At 64.5% G+C, this 17,814-nt stretch carries 15 protein-coding genes; 7 read left to right on the forward strand and 8 right to left on the reverse strand.

Annotated elements, in window-relative coordinates:
* Positions 1–33 precede the first annotated feature (33 nt).
* Positions 34–1,173, reverse strand: coding sequence for a 4-hydroxybutyrate dehydrogenase (gene gbd / locus NCR93_RS25925; protein WP_008346832.1), 1,140 nt, complete (start codon positions 1,171–1,173; stop codon positions 34–36).
* Positions 1,174–1,351: 178 nt separating this feature from the next.
* Here gbd and NCR93_RS25930 point away from each other — a divergent pair, with 178 nt between their 5' ends.
* The 6 genes from NCR93_RS25930 to NCR93_RS25955 all read left to right on the forward strand — a co-directional run bounded on the left by NCR93_RS25930 (position 1,352) and on the right by NCR93_RS25955 (position 8,380).
* Positions 1,352–2,290 (forward strand): LysR family transcriptional regulator, encoded by a 939-nt coding sequence (locus NCR93_RS25930; RefSeq protein WP_175981547.1) that lies wholly within the window; start codon positions 1,352–1,354, stop codon positions 2,288–2,290.
* Between the two features lie 237 nt (positions 2,291–2,527).
* The gene (locus tag NCR93_RS25935; RefSeq protein WP_175981545.1) at positions 2,528–3,568 is read left to right on the forward strand and encodes a TRAP transporter substrate-binding protein; all 1,041 of its coding nucleotides are present in this window, start codon (positions 2,528–2,530) and stop codon (positions 3,566–3,568) included.
* Between the two features lie 31 nt (positions 3,569–3,599).
* Positions 3,600–5,495, forward strand: coding sequence for a TRAP transporter large permease (locus NCR93_RS25940; RefSeq protein WP_175981543.1), 1,896 nt, complete (start codon positions 3,600–3,602; stop codon positions 5,493–5,495).
* A gap of 19 nt (positions 5,496–5,514) precedes the next feature.
* Positions 5,515–6,576: a LacI family DNA-binding transcriptional regulator gene (locus tag NCR93_RS25945; RefSeq protein ID WP_175981541.1), complete on the forward strand. Its 1,062-nt coding sequence runs from the start codon at positions 5,515–5,517 to the stop codon at positions 6,574–6,576.
* Positions 6,573–7,580: a hydroxyacid dehydrogenase gene (locus NCR93_RS25950; protein ID WP_008346842.1), complete on the forward strand. Its 1,008-nt coding sequence runs from the start codon at positions 6,573–6,575 to the stop codon at positions 7,578–7,580. The genes NCR93_RS25945 and NCR93_RS25950 overlap by 4 nt, the downstream gene beginning before the upstream one ends.
* Positions 7,577–8,380: an amidohydrolase family protein gene (locus NCR93_RS25955; RefSeq protein WP_175981539.1), complete on the forward strand. Its 804-nt coding sequence runs from the start codon at positions 7,577–7,579 to the stop codon at positions 8,378–8,380. The genes NCR93_RS25950 and NCR93_RS25955 overlap by 4 nt, the downstream gene beginning before the upstream one ends.
* A gap of 6 nt (positions 8,381–8,386) precedes the next feature.
* Here NCR93_RS25955 and NCR93_RS25960 read toward each other — a convergent pair whose 3' ends face one another.
* Together NCR93_RS25960 and NCR93_RS25965 are read right to left on the reverse strand one after the other, a co-directional pair.
* Entirely contained in the window at positions 8,387–9,376 is a 990-nt protein-coding gene (locus NCR93_RS25960; protein ID WP_175981537.1) for a D-2-hydroxyacid dehydrogenase family protein, read from the reverse strand.
* 5 nt (positions 9,377–9,381) lie between these two features.
* Entirely contained in the window at positions 9,382–10,770 is a 1,389-nt protein-coding gene (locus NCR93_RS25965) for an MFS transporter (protein ID WP_008346849.1), read from the reverse strand.
* A gap of 225 nt (positions 10,771–10,995) precedes the next feature.
* Between NCR93_RS25965 and NCR93_RS25970 the strand changes: the two genes are divergently transcribed.
* Positions 10,996–11,748, forward strand: a complete 753-nt coding sequence (locus tag NCR93_RS25970) for an alpha/beta fold hydrolase (protein ID WP_051996399.1) — start codon at positions 10,996–10,998, stop codon at positions 11,746–11,748.
* A 14-nt stretch (positions 11,749–11,762) separates the two neighbouring features.
* On the opposite strand, the gene NCR93_RS25975 is transcribed toward NCR93_RS25970, so the two are convergent.
* The 5 genes from NCR93_RS25975 to NCR93_RS25995 are packed head-to-tail and all read right to left on the reverse strand — an operon-like array spanning position 11,763 to position 17,814.
* Positions 11,763–12,698, reverse strand: a complete 936-nt coding sequence (locus NCR93_RS25975; RefSeq protein WP_175981536.1) for a hydroxymethylglutaryl-CoA lyase — start codon at positions 12,696–12,698, stop codon at positions 11,763–11,765.
* A gap of 13 nt (positions 12,699–12,711) precedes the next feature.
* Positions 12,712–14,073 carry an MFS transporter gene (locus tag NCR93_RS25980; RefSeq protein ID WP_008346855.1) on the reverse strand — a complete coding sequence of 454 codons (1,362 nt, stop codon included), beginning with the start codon at positions 14,071–14,073 and terminating at the stop codon, positions 12,712–12,714.
* 32 nt (positions 14,074–14,105) lie between these two features.
* Positions 14,106–14,918 (reverse strand): enoyl-CoA hydratase-related protein, encoded by an 813-nt coding sequence (locus NCR93_RS25985; protein ID WP_175981534.1) that lies wholly within the window; start codon positions 14,916–14,918, stop codon positions 14,106–14,108.
* Positions 14,915–16,084 carry a CaiB/BaiF CoA transferase family protein gene (locus tag NCR93_RS25990; RefSeq protein ID WP_175981532.1) on the reverse strand — a complete coding sequence of 390 codons (1,170 nt, stop codon included), beginning with the start codon at positions 16,082–16,084 and terminating at the stop codon, positions 14,915–14,917. Before NCR93_RS25990 ends, NCR93_RS25985 begins: the two co-directional genes overlap by 4 nt.
* Positions 16,081–17,814 (reverse strand): hydantoinase B/oxoprolinase family protein, encoded by a 1,734-nt coding sequence (locus NCR93_RS25995; RefSeq protein WP_175981530.1) that lies wholly within the window; start codon positions 17,812–17,814, stop codon positions 16,081–16,083. Before NCR93_RS25995 ends, NCR93_RS25990 begins: the two co-directional genes overlap by 4 nt.

Consider the following 17,814-nt stretch of genomic DNA (forward strand, 5'->3'; position numbering starts at 1 on the left):
GGACGCCTCGTTGGCCGGGCGTCCGTCTCTTCGTCAATACGACGCTTCCAGCAAGCCGAGGTAATCCGCTTCCGATGCTTCGCGCGGATTGGTCTTGTGACTGTGATCCTTGAGCGCGCCCGACACGATGCGCGGAAACATCTCGCGCGTGACGCCCAGCGCCCGAAGGCCGGTCGGCAAGCCGAGGCGTGCCGTCATGTCGCGCAGCGCCGACGAAATCTCCGTGTCCTGACGCAACTGCATGGCGCTCGCCATGCGCTCCATCTTTTCTTCGTCGCGCATGGACGGAGCGCTTCGGTTGAACTCCACGACCGCCGGCAGAAAGATGGCGTTGAGCGTGCCGTGATGCAGTCGCGGGTCGATTCCGCCGAGCGAATGGCTCAGGCTATGGACGCAGCCCAGTCCCTTCTGGAAAGCGAGTGCGCCTTCCATCGAAGCCATCATCATGTTTTCCCGCGCGGTTTGGTCGGTCGGCTCTTTCGTGGCCCGTTCGATATGCGCCCAGGCGCGGCGCAACCCGTCCAGCGCGATGCCGTCGGCCGGCGGATTGCGCATCGGCGACATGAAGGTTTCCAGACAGTGCGCGATCGCATCCATGCCGGTGGCGGCGGTGAGTTGCGGCGGCAGGCCGACCGTCAGGCCGGGATCGCAGATCGCGACCTTCGGCACGACATGCGGCGAGATCACGCCCACCTTGCGGCCGTCGTCCAGGATCAGGATGGCGCCGCGTCCGACTTCGCTGCCGGTGCCCGCCGTGGTCGGCACCGCGATCACCGGCGCGGTTTTCGCGGTGATCCGGCTCGCGCCGCCCTCGATGACGGCGAAGCTCTGGAGCGGGCCTTCGTGCGTCGCGCAGACGGCCACGCCCTTTGCAAGATCGATCGACGAGCCGCCGCCCACTGCGATGATGCCGTCGCATTCCGCTTGCCTGTACAGCGCGACCGCTTCGCGCACCGCGGCTTCGTTGGGATTCGGCGGGGTGGCGTCGTAGATCATTTCGCCGTCGGCGCGCTCCAGCACCTTCAGCACCGTGTCGAGAATGCCCGCGGCACGAATGCCCCGGTCCGTGACGATCAGCGGCCGCCGGATCGAAAGGCGTTCGCATTCGCTCTTCAGCAGGTTCACCGCGCCGAAGTCGAACTGGATCTGCGTAACGTAGTTGATGAGAGACATGATGATGACCTTCCGTTATAGTTTCCGATACTCGACGCGCTGTCGGTTTGCGCTGCCCATCTTCCGGAAATGATCGAGGCGCGCTGTTTTCATGCGTTCTTTCGGCGAAGTATAGAGAGCGGCGCATCGGAGCAAAATTGAGAAGTTCTCATGCTGATATAACTCTCTCTCAAGTCTCATGACACCCAACGTGAATTCGATCGCCTCGCGCCTCCACGTCAGGCAACTCAGGTTGCTTGTTGCGCTGGGCGATCATGGTTCGCTTCTGAAAGCGGCCAATCAAGTCGGCTTGACGCAACCGGGCGCGAGCAAGGCGCTTCAGGAAATCGAAACCACCTTTGGAACAGCGCTGTTCACGCGCACGCGGCGCGGGCTCGAAGCGAATGACGCGGGCCATTGCGCGATCCGGTATGCGCGGCTGATCTACACCGATCTGTCGCACATGCGGGAAGAGATCGCGGGCATCCTGCGGGGACATGGCGGACGTGTCGCGGTCGGCGTCATCATGGGCGCCGTGCCTTTGCTGACCCGGGCCGTGTCCGCGCTGATCGCGCGGCAGCCTGAAATGTCTGTCGAGATCATCGAGGACGCCAGCGAGACGCTGTTGAGTCTCATCGATGCGGGACGGCTGGACCTGGCTATCTGCCGGACCTCGGTCAGCCAGCATCCGGAGATGTACGAGAGCATCAAGCTGCAGGATGAAACGCTCGCGGTCGTGGCGAACGTGCAGCATCCGTTACGCAAGGCGAAGAAAGTGATGCTCAAGGATCTGGCCGCGTACCGTTGGGTGGTCTATCGCGCGAACATGCCCATGCGCGTGCTGCTGGAGCGCGAATTTCAGCAAGCCGCGATTCGCTTTCCGTCGAGCCTGCTGGAGACGACGTCGGCCTTCGCGACGCTGAGCCTGCTTCAGGACAATCCTTCGTTCGTGGCGCTGGTGTCCATCGACGTGGCTCAGTTCTTCGTCAGGCACGAAGCCACGCGCATTTTGCCGCTGTCGTTCACCTCGCGCAGCGAGCCGTATGAGCTCGTGACCACGCGAGGTGCGCCGCTTTCGCCCGGGGCGCGGCTGTTGCGAAACGAACTGGTGGCGGAGAAGGAGGTGTTGGGGGGTTAGAAGCGCTGCCGCGAAAGGATGCGGTGGAGTGCGGTTGCCGCGGCAGTCGAGTTTCCGCGCGTTCTCCCTCTTCGAACCCACCTCGGCGCGTGATTGCCCGCGGGTATACGCCCATATGACCCACCCACGCTTCCCTTTACTGTATCGATACACTAAATCGATACAGTCGCGCCACGCCTATCGTGTCGCGCTGCCTATTTCCGCCCGCGCCCAGAGCGGCATCCAGGAGACAACACCATGCAATTCGGTTCAGGCATTTCCCGCCGACGGTTCCTTCAGACGGCCTCGGCGGCAACGCTCGCGGCGGCGGGCGCGGGCTTTCCCGCGATCGTGCGCGCGCAGCCCGCGGCCACGTTGCGGCTGTCGTCATCGATGCCGCCGAACGAAAACGCCGCCCACTACGTCTGGTATCAGAACCTCGCCGCGAACCTGAAGGCGAGCGTCGGCGATCAGATTCGCATCGACTATTTCCCGAACAACCAGCTCGGCAAGGAAAGCGACGTCGTCCAGCAGGTGAAAGTCGGCGCGGTCGACATGATGGTGACGGGCTCGTCGATCTGGGCAACCGCGCTTCCCGAGCTCGGCATGCTCGATCTCGGCTATGTGTTCGACAACTTCGATCACGTCGGCCGCGCGATGGACGGCACCGTCGGCAAATCGTTCGATACGCTGCTGCAACAGCGCGCGGGTTGCTCGGTGCTCACGTGGGGCTATTCCTTCGGCGCGCGCAACGTGTTCACCAAGAAGCCCACGCAGTCGCTCGCCGATATCAAAGGCGTGAAGCTGCGCGTGCTGCCCACACCCGCCTTCATGGAAACCTTCAAGCTGATGGGCGCGGTGCCCACGCCGATTCCCATCGGCGAGCTGTATATGGCCGCGCAGACCGGTGTCGTCGATGGCTTCGAACACGATTGCGCAACGGTCCTCGCAAGCAAGTACGACGAAGTCGTGAAGTCGTGCTGGCAGACGCAGCACGTGTTCAGCCCGCTCGTCGTCGTGACGGGCCGCCGCGCGCTCGCGAAGATTCCGGAAAACCTGCGTCCCGCGTTTCAGAAAGCGGCGCAGGACGCGACCGCGAAGCAGCGCGCCGCCGCCATTCAGACCGCCGCCGCCGCCGAGCAGGAACTGAAGAAGAAAGGCATGACCTTCTACCCGATGTCGAAGGCCGATCGCGACACCGCACGCGCTGAAATGCAGTCGCAGCTGTATGCGAGTTTCGCGAAGCAGTATCCGGCGACCGCGCCGCTGTTCGCCGCCATCGCCGCCGCGCGCGCTTGAGCGCACCAACGACGCCAAAGAGGCCGACACCATGACCACCTTCTCCGCGACGCCCGGACCCGAGGCGCAACTCGCCGCGCCCGGCTTCGGCCATGAGACCGTGCTCGCGCGCGGCCTCGCGCGCCTCATGCACTGGATCGAATACTTCTGCGCGGCCGTGCTCGCGGCCGATGTGATCGTGGTGTTCCTTTCGGTGATCTACCGCTATTTCTTGCACGATCCGTTCGACTGGGCCGAGGAAGTCGCCGGCGCGCTGATGATCGTGCTCGTGTTCTTCGGCGCGGCCACCGTGCTCGGACGCAGCCAGCACGTCGGCGTCGACCTGTTTCGCGGCATGTTGCCGAGGCGCTGGCAACCCGCGCTCGTGCACGTCGGACATTGGGTGATCGCGGGCGTCGCGGGCAATCTGTGCGTGTCGTCGTGTCTGCTGCTCGTCGATTCCTACGGCCAGATGACGCCGAGCGGCCTGCCCGCGTGGATCAACGTCTATCCGCTCGTGATCGGCAGCGTCTTCATGACGGTCTTCGCGCTCGCCAACGCGCTGAACGGTGCGCGCAAGACCGTGCTCGGCACCCTCGCCGGCTGCGTGCTGCTCGCGGCAGCCGTGTTTGCGTGGAACGCATTCGTGCCCGCCCACGCGCTCAAGCCCGGCTTTCTGCTGATGGCCGGTTTCATCGGCGGGCTCGTGCTCGGCGTGCCGATCGGCTTCGTGCTCGCGTTCTCGGCCCTGCTCTACTTCCTCGCCGAACCGACCCTGCCGATGCTCGTCTACTCGCAGCAAGTGATGGCCGGCACCGACCACTTCGTGCTGCTCGCGATTCCGTTCTTCGTGCTGGCGGGCTTGCTGATGGAAACCAACGGCATGTCGTCGCGCCTGATCGAATTGCTGCTGCGCATCTTCGGGCGCGTGCGCGGCGGACTCGGCCTCATCACGATCATGGCGACGGCGTTCTTCTCGGGCGTATCCGGCTCCAAGCTCGCGGATATCGCGGCGGTCGGCGGCGTCGTCATGCCTGCCGTGCGCCAGAGCAAGGAAGATCCGAACGAAGCGGCGGCGCTTCTCGCGTGCAGCGCCGTGATGGCGGAGACCATTCCCCCATGCGTGAACATGATCATCATGGGCTTTGTCGCCAACATTTCGATCGCGGGGCTGTTTCTCGCGGGCGTCGTTCCGGCGGCGGTGTTGGCGGTGGCGCTCGCGATCGTCGCGGTGATCTGCGGCCGGCGCATCAATCTCGCCGATGCGCTCACGAACCCGCGCAAGTGGCTGCCGCTCGCCGGCGGCGCGCTGGTCGCGCTCGTCATGATCACGATGATCGGCAAAGGCGTGACCTCGGGCATCGCGACATCGACGGAAGTGTCGGCTTTCGCCGTCGTGTATGCGTTGATCGTCGGCTGGATCGCGTTTCGCGAGCTCACGCCGAAGTCGGTGGCGCGCGTGTTCGTGCGCTCCGCGTCGATGGCGAGCAGCATTCTGTTCATCGTGGCGGCGGCTTCGAGCGTGTCTTTCGCGCTGACCATCGAGCAGATTCCCGCGCTCGTGTCCGATTCGATGATCGCCTTCGCGCATCAATACGGCCCGACGATGTTCCTGCTGCTGTCCGTGCTCATCATGATCGTGTTCGGCGCGGTGCTGGAAGGCGCGCCCGCGCTCATCATCTTCGGGCCGCTGCTCACGCCGATCACGACGCAGCTCGGCATCAACCCGCTGCACTTCGGCACGGTGATCGTCGTCGCAATGGGCCTCGGTCTCTTCTCGCCGCCGGTCGGGCTCGGGCTCTTCGCGACCTGCGCCATCACCGGCACGGAAATGAAAGCCGTCGCGCGTCCTATGCTCAAATATCTGCTGGTGCTGTTCATCGCACTGGTTGCGCTGATTCTGGTGCCGTCGTTTTCGTTGTGGTTGCCGACCCGGCTCGGCCTGTAGCCGGCAGATGTCAAACCTTATGAGCACCATTCAGGATGTCGCCCGCGAGGCCGGTGTGTCCGTAAGCACGGTATCCAACGTGCTGAACGGCCGCACCGACCAGATGCGCCAGGAAACGCTCGCACGCGTGCAGGCCGCGATGAACGCGCTGCAATACCGTCCGAGCACGCTTGCGCGTCAGTTGAAGACAGGGCAGACGCCGATCATCGGACTGCTGGTGCCATCGATCGCCAATCCGATGTACGGCTATATCGCGCGCGAAGTGGAAACGTATGCGCAGGAGCGCTACGGCTATCGCGTGATGATCGGCAACACGTATCGCGATCCGGCGAAGGAAGCGTCGTTCTTCGAGGACTTGCTCTCGCAAGGCGTGCGGCGCGTGATCGTGATCTCGTCGCTCGCGAACGAGCGGCATCTGGAAACCGCCGTCGAGCGCGGCATGGTCGTCGTGAGCTACGACCGGCGCGCGACCGAAGGCGAAGCGACGCGCGTCGAGCACGTCACGCCCGACAACTTCGAAGCGGCGCGCATCGCGACGCGGCATCTCATCGAACATGGCCATACGCGGCTCGCCTTCGCCACGCTGACCGGCGTGACGATGAGCCGGCGCGACAAGATCAACGGCTTTCTTTCCGCCGCAAACGATGCAGGTCTCGCGCAGACGGCGCGCGTGCTCGATAGCGGCCCGGTGAACGAATACGGCGATTCGATGATCGCCGAAAACGGCCGCGCGCTCGCGCGTCTGCTCGCGCAGGACGATGCGCGCCCGACCGGCATCGTCGCCGTCAACGATCTGATGGCGCTCGGCCTGATGGCGGGTTTGCGCGAGTGCGGCTTGCGCGTGCCGGAAGACGTGTCGATCGTCGGCATGGACGGACATTTTCTGGCGGCGATCTCGAATCCCGCGCTCACGACCGTGCAGCTTCCCGTGCCCGCCATGGCCGCCGCGATGGTCGAGCGCGCGATGCGTCCACACGACGAACCCATGCCGGCATCGGAGCAGGCGCTGTTCACGGATATCACGCTGGTGGAGCGCGAGTCGGTCGCCGCGCCCGCGAAACGAATCAGGACGAGGACATGAACAAGGTATTCGTGAGTCATCCCCGGCACATGCTGGATCATTACTTCGGCGCACGCGCTTCGGCTGCGCTCGCGGCGTTCGCGGACGTCGCGTACAACACTGAAGATCGCGAGCTGACGACCGCCGAACTCGCCGATGCCGCGCGCGATGCCGATGTCATCATCGCGTACCGGCAAACGCCCGCGCCGCGCGCCTTGTTCGAGGCGCTGCCGAAGCTCGCCGCGTTCGTGCGCTGCGCGGTGGATATTCGCACCGTCGATGTCGATGCCGCCAGCGAGCTCGGCGTGCTCGTCACGCAGGCGAGCGCGGGCTTCGTGCCGTCCGTGTCGGAGTGGGTGATCGGCGCCATGCTCGATCTCGCGCGCGGCACGACCGCGTATGCGGAGGCTTATCATCGCCACGAAGCGCCCGCGCCGATGATGGGCCGCGAGTTGCGCGGCAGCACGTTCGGTGTGATCGGCTATGGACAGATTTCGCGCTATCTTTGCGATCTGGCGCTGGCATTCGGCATGCGCGTCGTCGTGTCCGATCCTTACGCGACGATCGACGATACGCGGCTTCATCAAACCGGCTTCGATGACTTGCTCGCGCAGTCGGACTTCGTCGTGTGCCTCGCGCCGGCCAATGCGCAGACGGCGAATCTGATGAACGCGCGCGCCTTCGCCGCGATGAAGCGCGGCGCGTACTTCATCAACGCCGCGCGCGGTGAACTCGTCGATGATGACGCGCTGCTCGATGCGCTCGAGCGCGGCCATCTCGCGGGATGCGCGCTCGATGTCGGACGCGCGGCCGATCAGATGCCCGCGCCGGTGCTCGCGGCGCATCCGCGCGTGATCGCGGCGCCGCATGTCGGCGGGCTGACGCCGGGCGCGATCGAGCATCAATCGATGGAAACGGTCGCACAAACGCAAGCGCTGTTCGAAGGCCGCGTGCCCGCGGGCGCGGTGAACGCGGCGCAAGCGTTCCGTCTCGCCGGTTTCGATGTGCAGGAGCACGCGCGATGAAACTCGAAGGCGCTTGCGACTGCCACATTCACGTCTACGAAGCAGGCTATCCGCTCGCCAAGACCGCGACGTTCGCGCCGCCGCCCGCGCCCGCATCGGCGTATCGGGACGTGCAGCGCACGCTGGGCTTTTCGCGCGCGATCGTCGTGCAGCCGACCGGGTATGGCTTCGACAATCGCTGCACGCTCGCGGCCATCGCGCAACTGGGCGACGGCGCGCGCGGCATCGCGGTGGTCCCGCCGGATATCGGCGATGACGAACTGCAGCGTCTGCACGATGCGGGCATTCGCGGCGTGCGCTTCATGATGCTGCCGGGCGGCGTGCTGCCGTGGGACGCACTCGCGGACATGTCGGCGCGCATTGCACCGCTCGGCTGGCACATCAACCTTCAGCTCGACGGCCACACGCTGCCGCAGCACGAAGCGATGCTCGCGCGTTTGCCGTCGAATCTCGTCATCGATCATCTCGGCAAGTTCCTTGCGCCGGTCACATCGCAAAGCGATGGATTCGCGTCGCTGTGCCGCCTGCTCGACGGGCCGCGTTGCTGGATCAAGCTGTCCGCGCCGTATGAAAGCTCGCGCACCGGCGCGCCCGATTTCGACGACGTGTCCTGGCTCGTGCGCGCGATATCGGCGCGTTTTCCCGAGCGCGGCGTGTGGGCGTCGAACTGGCCGCATCCGAACGTCAAGCCCGTTCCGGACGACGCGCGCATGCTCGACTGGACGATGCGGCTCGTGGAAAGCGACGCGGTTCGCCGCAAGATACTCGTCGATAATCCCGCTGAGTTGTATCGGTTCTAGCGACCGCTATGCGACCCCGCTGACGTAACTGATCTCGCGTTTCTGGGACGTCAGCACGCGAATGGGCGTGCCCGCGATCCATGCGCGAATGTTTTCGACAGACTCGCCGTAGTAGATGCGATAAGAGTCATCGGTGACATAACCGATGTGCGATGTCGCGATCACGTTATCCATCGATCGGAACGGATGATCGGCGGGCAACGGCTCCTGATCGAAAACATCGAGCGCGGCGGCCGCGATTCGTTTCGCGGTCAACGCATCGATCAGCGCGTGTTCGTTGACGATCGGTCCGCGTGCCGTGTTCACGAGCAGCGCGTGCGGTTGCATCGTCGCGAGCTCCTTCTCGCCGATGAGATCGCGCGTGCGCTCCGATAGCCGCACATGAATCGAAACGATATCGCTCGATGCGAGCAATTCTTCCTTCGACACGTAGCGCGCGCCGAATTTCGCGGCGGACTCCTGCGTCATGTTCTGACTCCATGCGATGGCGTGCATCCCGAAAGCCTGCGCGACTCGCGCGGTCGCGCCGCCGGTATAGCCGAGTCCTATCAGTCCGATGGTCTTGCCGTGCAGATCGCCGCCCACCGACACCTGCCAGCCTCCCCTTCTGAACGATGCCACCTCGCTCGGGATGTGCCGCGTCGCGGCGAGAATGAGCGCCCATGCAAGCTCGGCGGCGGCCGTCGGCGACGATGCCGTGCCGCATACGGCAATGCCGAGTTCATCGGCGGCTTCGATATCGATGGCTGCATTCCACGGCCCCGTGCTTGCCAGCAATTTCAGATTCGGCAATCGCGAAAGCACGCTGCGCGTGAACCATGTGCGCTCGCGCATCACGCAAAGAATGTCGTAGGGTCGAAGACGTTCGACCAGTTCGTTCTCGTCGCGGATAGGGTCCGTGAAAACGGTAATGTCCGCGTGTTCGCGCAAGCTGTTCCACTCGCCGAAGCGAAGCGCGGTGTTCTGGAAGTCATCGAGAATGGCGATGTTATGCATAGGGTTCACTCTGTTCCTGCCGTCAGCGCGGCGCGCGCCTGCGTTTCGGTATGACGTTTGAAGCCGAGCAGCATCACGAGAATGCCCGCGACGAGTATCGCCGTCATCACGTAGAGGCCGCTGACGAGCGTTCCCGTCGCGGTCTTCAGCCATCCGATGACGAAGGGACTGCAAAAGCCGCTCAACAAGCCGATGCAATTGACGAACGCGATGCTCGTCGCCGCCGCCGGCGATCCGTTCAGATAATCCGCTGCGAGCGACCAGATCAGCACGTTGGTCGCGAAGATGCCGACGCAGGCCACCGTCAGCAACGCAACGGTCAACGCGGGCGAGTTGGTCGGATGCGAAACCATCAACAACGCGGCAGCGCCGATGAAACCCGAGATCGCCGCATGCCAACGGCGTTCGAGCATGCGATCCGAGCTTCGGCTTATCGTGACCATCCCGATCGCGCCCATTCCGTACGGTATGACGGAAAGCCATCCGAGCAGCGAAAGATTCGTAATGCCCGAGTCTTTCATGACGGTCGGAAGCCAGAACGTCACTGAATACGTGCCGCAAACGAAGGCAAAATCGATGAACGCGAGCATATAGACTTTCGGATCCGCGAGCGCCTCGGCGAGCTTCGCGTGACCGTGTTGCCCTGCCCTTCGCTTTCGTTCCATCTCGACATCGAAACCTTGGCGAAGCACGCCCTTCTCCGCTTCGGTGAGCCATTTCGCTTTGTCGATGTTGTCGTCCAGCAGCATCAGCGTGACGAGACCGAGCACGACCGCCGGCAACGCCTCGACGATATAAAGCCATTGCCATCCGGCGAGATGCGCGACGTTCGCGAGACTCGTCATCGCCCAACCGGAGACCGGACCGCCGACAAGACCCGCGACCGGAAATCCGACCATGAAGCACGCGATGATGACACCGCGCCGTCTCTCCGGAAACCACGAGCTCAGATAGAAGATGACGCCGGGAAAGAAGCCCGCTTCGAACACGCCGAGCAGCAGACGCACGATATAAAACTGCGTGACGTTCGTGACGAACGCGGAGCATGCCCCGACGATGCCCCAGCAGATCATGATGCGCGCGATGGTCTTCTTCGCGCCCATGCGCCGGAGCAGCATCGCGCTCGGCACTTCGAGCAGACAGTACGAGAGAAAGAAGATGCCTGCGCCGAGGCCGTACACGCTGTCGCTGAAACCGAGCGCGTCCTGCATCTGCAACTTCGCAAAGCCGACATTGATGCGATCCAGAAACGCGACGACGTAGCACACGAATAGCAAGGGCACGATGCGCAGCGTGACGCGCCAGTAGAGCGCCCGCTCATGCGCGAGTGCGGTGGAAGGAACTTGCGAAGAATCGGCTGACGCCGGATCGGATTCCACAACGGACGGGTTCACTCGCGCTCTCCATGATTGACGGCGTGGGCCACGATTCGAGCAATGGAGCCAGTCTAAGAAACATCGATAGACGCGGATAGTGAAAAGATCAGATCAGGTGAGACGCGCGGGTTATATCGGTGATAACCAGTAAGCAGCGGCGATAGTTGCATGCGTAACCGGTTGCGTGGCCGCGCTATCTCTGAGACGATTTGTGCATTCGTGCACATCGATCAGGAGACCGACTTGAAGAGCAGTCCACGGAACGACACGCAGTTCAACTTCGTCCTGATTCACGGCGCATGGCATGGCGGCTGGGTCTGGCGCTTCGTCGCGGATGAACTGATCGCGCGTGGTCATCGCGTCGTCGCGCCGACCATGACCGGACTCGGCGAGCGCCATCATCTGATTGAGTCGGTCACGTCGCTCGATGTGAACATCGAGGATATCGTCAACGTCATCGAGGCGGAGGAATTGAACGGCGTCGTGCTGGTCGGCCATAGTTATGGCGGACTCGTCGCGTCGGGCGTCGCCGATCGCATCGCGCACACGCTGCGCACCATCGTCTTCCTCGACAGCCTGCTCGCGCAAAGCGGCCAGTCCGCGTTCGATGTGCTGCCCGCAAGCGTCGTCGATGAGCGCATGGCATCGGTCGGCGCAAGCGGCCAGGCAATCGCGATGCCCGTCAACGGACTGAAAGGCACCGGCATTCCGGATGATCATCCGCTTGCCGAGTGGGTTCAACGGCGGCTCACGCCCCATCCGCTCGCGACCTACACCACGCCGCTTCAACTCCAATCGCCGCTCGGCAATGGCCTGCCCTGCACTTACGTGCACTGCGCGAATCCTTCATACGACACGCTCGCGCCGGTGCGCGAGCATGTCAAATCGCAATGCCCGGATTGGGGCTGGGAGCGCATCGACACCGGCCATGACGCGATGGTGCTCGCGCCCGGCCTGCTCGCCGATCTGCTGGAACGGCTCGCGGCGGCATCCTGAGCCGCTGACTGAAGTTACGCGGCGACGGCCTCGCGAGCGACGAAGGTCGCGGGTAGTCCCGCGCGGGCGATCGCGCCCGTGAACGGCTCGCCCGGCAACCATGCGGCGATCGTCTCGCGTATCGCCAGCAGCTTGTTTATGTCGATGCCCGTGCGCAAGCCCTGCGCTTCGAGCATGAACACCGTGTCCTCGGTATTGATGTTGCCCGTCGCGTTGGGCGCGAACGGACAGCCGCCGAGCCCGCCGAGCGATGCATCGAAAGCACGCACGCCTGCATCGAGCGCAGCCATGACATTGGCGAGGCCCAGCCCGCGCGTATCGTGGAAGTGACAGGCGACGGGCACCGCTCCCGCAAGCGACATGACCTGCCGCATCAGCGCGCGCACTTGCGCGGGATTCGCATAGCCGACCGTATCGGCGATGGTGATCTCCTGCGCGCCCGCATCGATGAGCGTCTCGACGAGTCCGAGCACCGTGCGTTCATCGACCTTGCCCGCGATCGTGCAGCCGAACGCGGTCGCCACGCCCGCGCCGAGCACGACATCGCGATTCAGTTCGTCACGCTCCGCCGCGATGCGCTCGAAGTCCGCGACCGATTCCGCCGTGCTGCGCCGCACGTTCTTCAGGTTGTGCTCGTTGCTCGCGGAGAGCACGTAATGCACCTTGTTCAGCCCCACATCGAATGCACGTTGCGCGCCTTTCAGATTCGGCACCAGTGCCGCTGCATGAAGACCGTCGATGGCAAGCGCGCCTGCCGCGACCTCGACCGCATCCGCGAATTGCGGCACGACTTTCGGCGGCACGAACGACGTCACTTCGATATCGACCACGCCCGCATCGACCATGCGCGCGCACCATTCGAGCTTTTGCCCGCTCGTGAGGATCGTTCGCACCATCTGCAAACCATCGCGCAAGCCCACTTCGCGAATCTGCACGTCTCTTTCTTTCATGTCTGCTCCGGTTTCAGATGGTCGCGTCCGCGACGGCATCGCTGCCTTCATCCGTATGTCCTGCGCCGCTTGCGACCGCCGATGTCGACGGCGCAAGCACCACGGCTGCAATTGCGCCGAGCACCATCAGAAGCGCGATCGCGCCGAGTCCGCCCGCCATGCTGTTCGTCATCGTCTTGATCGAGCCGATGATCATCGGGCTCACGAAGCCGCCGAGCAGGCCGACGCAGTTGATCACCGCGACGCCGCCCGCCGCGCCGCTGCCGCGAATGTAATCGGTCGAGATCGCCCAGATCAGCGGATTCGGCGCGAGGATGCCGGCGGTGGCCACCGACAACGCCGCGAGCGACAGCGCAAGGTTGCCCGTCGTGAACGCCGCGACGACGAGACCGGCCGCGCCGAACACCATCGCGATCGCGCAGTGCCAGCGCCGCTCCATCGTGCGATCCGAATGACGGTTCAGCGCGATGAGCGCGATCCAGCTCACGAAGTACGGGATCGCCGAATAGCAGCCGATCTGCAACGCGCCCGACACGCCCGCGCTCTTGATGAGCGTCGGCAGCCAGAAGCCGATCGCGAATACGCCGGCGATCTGCGTGAACCACACGAAGCCCATCACGTAGACGCGAAAGTCCTTCAGCGCGCGGCCGAACGTATGCTCCGCGTGCTTCGTCGAGACGCTCGAACTCTTGCGGATGTCGTCGAGCACGATCGCCTTTTCGTTCTCGGTGAGCCACTTCGCCTGTTGCGGGCCGTCATCGAGAAAGAAGAACGCGATCACGCCGAGCACGCTCGCGGGCAAGCCTTGCACGATGAACATCCACTGCCAGCCGTGCAGGCCGCCATAGCCGTCGAAGTAAGTCATCAGCGCGCCCGACAGCGGCCCGCCGAACAGGCCCGCGATGCCCGTCGCGCAAGTGAAGATGGCGATGACCTTCGCGCGCCGCTCGACCGGATACCAGCGCGTGAGATAGAAGATCACGCCGGGATAAAGCCCCGCTTCCGCGAGCCCGAGAAAGAAGCGCACGGTATAGAGATGCGATGGCAGCGTGACGAACGCCGTGCCCGCCGCGATCAAGCCCCACAGAATCATGATGCGCGAGAACGTGCGCTTCACGCCGATACGCGCGAGCAGCAGATTGCTCGGCACTTCCATCAGCACGTAGCCGAGAAAGAAGATGCCCGCGCCGATGCTGTAAGTGAGATCGCTGAAGCCCACGTCGTGCTTCATGTCGAGTTGCGCGATGCCGATGTTGATGCGATCGAGAAACGCGAACACATAGCACAGGAACAAAAAGGGGATGAGCCTGCGCGTGATCTTGCCGTAGGTCGCTTCGGCCTTGGGCCTGTCGAAGCTGCCGATGTCGGGTGTCATGTCTGTCTCCTCCGGTGAGTCCGGGTTTTGATCTAGCGGCCTTTGAATCGCGGCGCGCGCTTCTCGTTGTAAGCGCTGATGCCTTCGAGACGATCCTCGGTCGGAATCAGCCGGTTATACGCTTCGATTTCCAGATAGAGCCCGGTGCGCAGATCGCCCTGCATGCCGAGGTCGATCGCCTTCTTCGCCTGCGCGACCGAAAGCGGCGCGCTCGTGCAGATGTCGCGCGCGGCGTCGATGGCGTCGGCGAGCACGCGCCCCGGCTCGCACAGCCGGTTGACGACGCCCCACGCGAGCGCTTCCTGCGCCGTGAACTTGCCGCCGCGCAGGATCAGCTCTTTCGCGCGCCGCACGCCGATCGCGCGCGGCAGTTGCTGCGTGCCGCCGCCGCCCGGCATGATGCCGCGTTTCACTTCGGTGAAGCCGAACGTCGCGTGGCTGACGGCATAAGCGAAGTCGCACGCGAGCAGCAGTTCGAGTCCGCCCGCGACCGCCGCGCCGTTGGCCGCGCAGATGACCGGCACCGGGCAATACGTGAGCGCGCGGTTCATGCGCTCGAACAGATAGTGCTGCACGCCGAACTGCTCGTCGGTCATGCCTTCGCGCTGCTTGAGGTCCGCGCCGCCGCAGAACGCGCGTTCGCCCGCGCCCGTCAGGATCACGCAGCGATACAGCGCGGGGTTCGCTTCGAGCGCACCGAATACGCGGATGATCTCGTCGCCCATCGTCGTGCTGATCGCGTTCGAGACTTCCGGACGGTTCAGCTTGACGATGAGAATCTGTTCGTCGATTTCTTCGAGCGTCAGCGTGTCGGGCGCGCCGACCAGTTGCGATGCAAGTTTCACGATGTCTCCAGTGTTTTCTTCGCCAGCAGATGATTGTGTTCGCCGAGTTTCGGCGTGACGCCGGTGCGCGCAGGCCGCACGCCGCCGAATGAAATCGGCACGCCGACGACCGTCGCCGCGCCGTCGTCGGTGATGCGCAGCAGATCGAGCGCCTTGGTCTGCTCGTGTTCGACGACCTGATCGACGGTCTGAATCGGTCCGCACGGAATGCCCGCCGTATCGAGCGCTTCCAGCCAGTGCGCGGTGCCCCGCTTGCGGAACTCGATATGCAGCAAGTCGATCAGCGCGACGCGATTGGTCACGCGCGCGCCGTTGGTGACGAAGCGCGCGTCGTCGGCGAGCGCGGCGATATCGAGCACGTCGCACAAGCGGCGGAACAGGCGGTCGTTGCCCGCGGCGACCATGATGGTGCCGTCCGCGCATTCGAAGGCCTGATGCGGCACAATCGCGGCCGTCCCCGATCCCCAGCGTCCCGGCAGCACGCCCGACGCGAGATAGTCGGCGATCTGGATGCCCGCCCAACTGATCGCCGTCTCGTACAGCGACACGGACACGATCTCGCCCGCGCCCGTCGTCTGGCGCCGGAAGAGCGCGGCGAGCACGCCGATCGCGGCCCAGAGTCCGGTGCCCATGTCGTTCACCGAAACCGGAATGCGCGACAGCGGCTCGCCCGGCTGACCGAGAAAGCTCATCAGGCCCGAAAGCGCCTGCACGAGCGGATCGTAGCCGGGCTTGTCGCGCAGCGGCCCGGCCGTGCCGAACGCGCCGAGATTGCAATAGACGAGCGACGGCTTCATGCGCAGCATCGCCTCGCCGCCGAGACCGTATTTCTCCGTGCCACCCGCCTTCAGGTTTTGCAGCACGACATCGGCGCGTTGCGAGATCAGCTCGCGCAACGCCTGTGCTTCGTCCGGATTCGACAGCGACATCGCGATGCTTTTTTTGCCGTGATTCACCGCATGAAACAACGCGGCCGCGCCATCGACGAAAGGCGGGCCCCAATCGCGCGCGTAGTCGCCGTGTTCCGCGCTTTCGATCTTGATGACGTCCGCGCCGAGCGACCCGAGGATCATGCCCGCATACGGCGCGGCGAGACTGTGGCCGATCTCGATCACGCACACGCCCGCGAGCGGCAAAGGCTGGTTCATGGCTTCGCTCGCGCTCATTCGGCGGTGACTTCGAGCGGTGCGTCGATGGTTTCGCGCGTGCGGCCGTAGACTTGCGCGGCGGCATCGGCGCTGATGTAGCCATCGGCGACATCGGCATCGACGCGCTTCTCATCGCGTTCGCGCGGATCGCCATAGCCGCCGCTGCCCGCGGGCTGCACGGTCACGCGATCGCCGCGATACACGACCGTCTGTCCGCCCTTCGCCGCGACCTCCTGCGTGCTGCCGTCCGCGCGTTCGACGACGCACAGAAAGCGCGTGCCGGCCTGCCCGCCGAAGTGACCTTCGGGCGCGGAACGTCCGCGTTCGCCGGACACGGTGAAGGTGGCTTCGTCGTATTCCACGCGATACACGCGCCGCGATGTCAGCCCGCCGCGCTGGCGGCCCGCGCCGCCGCTGTCGGTGACGAGCGACCATTCCTCGACCATCAGCGGCGAAGTCGCTTCGATCATTTCGATCGACTGACTGCCCGCGTTGCCCACGTAGACGCGCACGCCGCTCACGCCGTCCTTCTGCGCGCGCGCGCCCATGCCGCCCGCGTGGACGTCGTGCATGGTGACGAACTCCTGACCGGTTCGGGCGATGCGCGCGGCATCGGTATCGCGTCCGCTGAAAATGCCCGCGCACGACGCGCAGTTGCTTTGTCCGGTGATGCGCTCCGGCACCGCGGGCGCAAGCGCCTTGAGCAGCAGATCGATCACGCGCGGCGAGGTCTCCGTGTTGCCCGACACCACCGACGCCGGATAGCGGCAGTTCAGCACGCTGCCCTCGGGCGCGATGATCGTCACCGGCCGATAGCAGCCCTGGTTGGTCGGAATGCCCGGATCGGTCAGCGCTTTCACGGTGAACCAGGTGCTGTTGCACGTCACCGAAAGCGGACAGTTGATGCCGCCGCGCGCCTGCGGCCCGGTGCCGGTGTAATCGAACGTGATGTGATCGCCCGTCTTCGTGATCTTCACCTTGAGCAGCGGCCGCTCCTGTTTCCAGCCCGGCGCCTCGATCGGATCGAGATACTCCTGCGCTTCGTACACGCCGTCCGGAATGCGTGCGATCTCCGCGCGAATGAGCTTCTCCGAGTGATCGAGACTCTGGCTCATCACGTCGCGCAATGCATCGGCGCCATACTTCGCCACCAGTTCGCCGATGCGCCGGTCGCCGACGAACGTGCCCGCGTATTGCGCCTGAATGTCGAGCAGCAGTTCGTGCGCGTTGCGGCTGTTTCGCGTGAGCAGGTTGAGCATGTCCTGCACCGGCTCGTCGTTACGATACAGAAACACCGGCGGAATGCGGATGCCTTCGGCGAACACGTCCCACGTCGTGACGGTATAGCTGCCCGGCGACTGTCCGCCGATGTCGGTCCAGTGGCCGCGCGTCATCACGAAGGCGACGATCCTGCCGCCCGCGAAAACGGGCCGCGTGAACTGCACGTCCGGCTGATGATTGCCGCCGCCCACATAGGCGTCGTTGCTGACGATGACGTCGCCGGGACGCAGGTTCTCGCGCCCGACCGCTTCCACCGACACGCGCGTCGAGATGACGGCCGAGCCGAGCATCGTCGGGATGTCGTTGCCTTGCGCGACGAGCTGCATGTCGGCGTCGAAAATGGCCGCCGACGAATCGCCGCTCGCGTGCATGAGCGGGCTGCCGGCGGTGCGCATCATCGCGATCTTCATTTCACGGGCGATCGCGAAGAGACTGCTGCGGATGATTTCGTAAGTAACGATGTCCAT

Source organism: Caballeronia sp. ATUFL_F1_KS39 (genome assembly GCF_023630985.1).
Taxonomy (GTDB): Bacteria; Pseudomonadota; Gammaproteobacteria; order Burkholderiales; family Burkholderiaceae; genus Caballeronia; species Caballeronia zhejiangensis.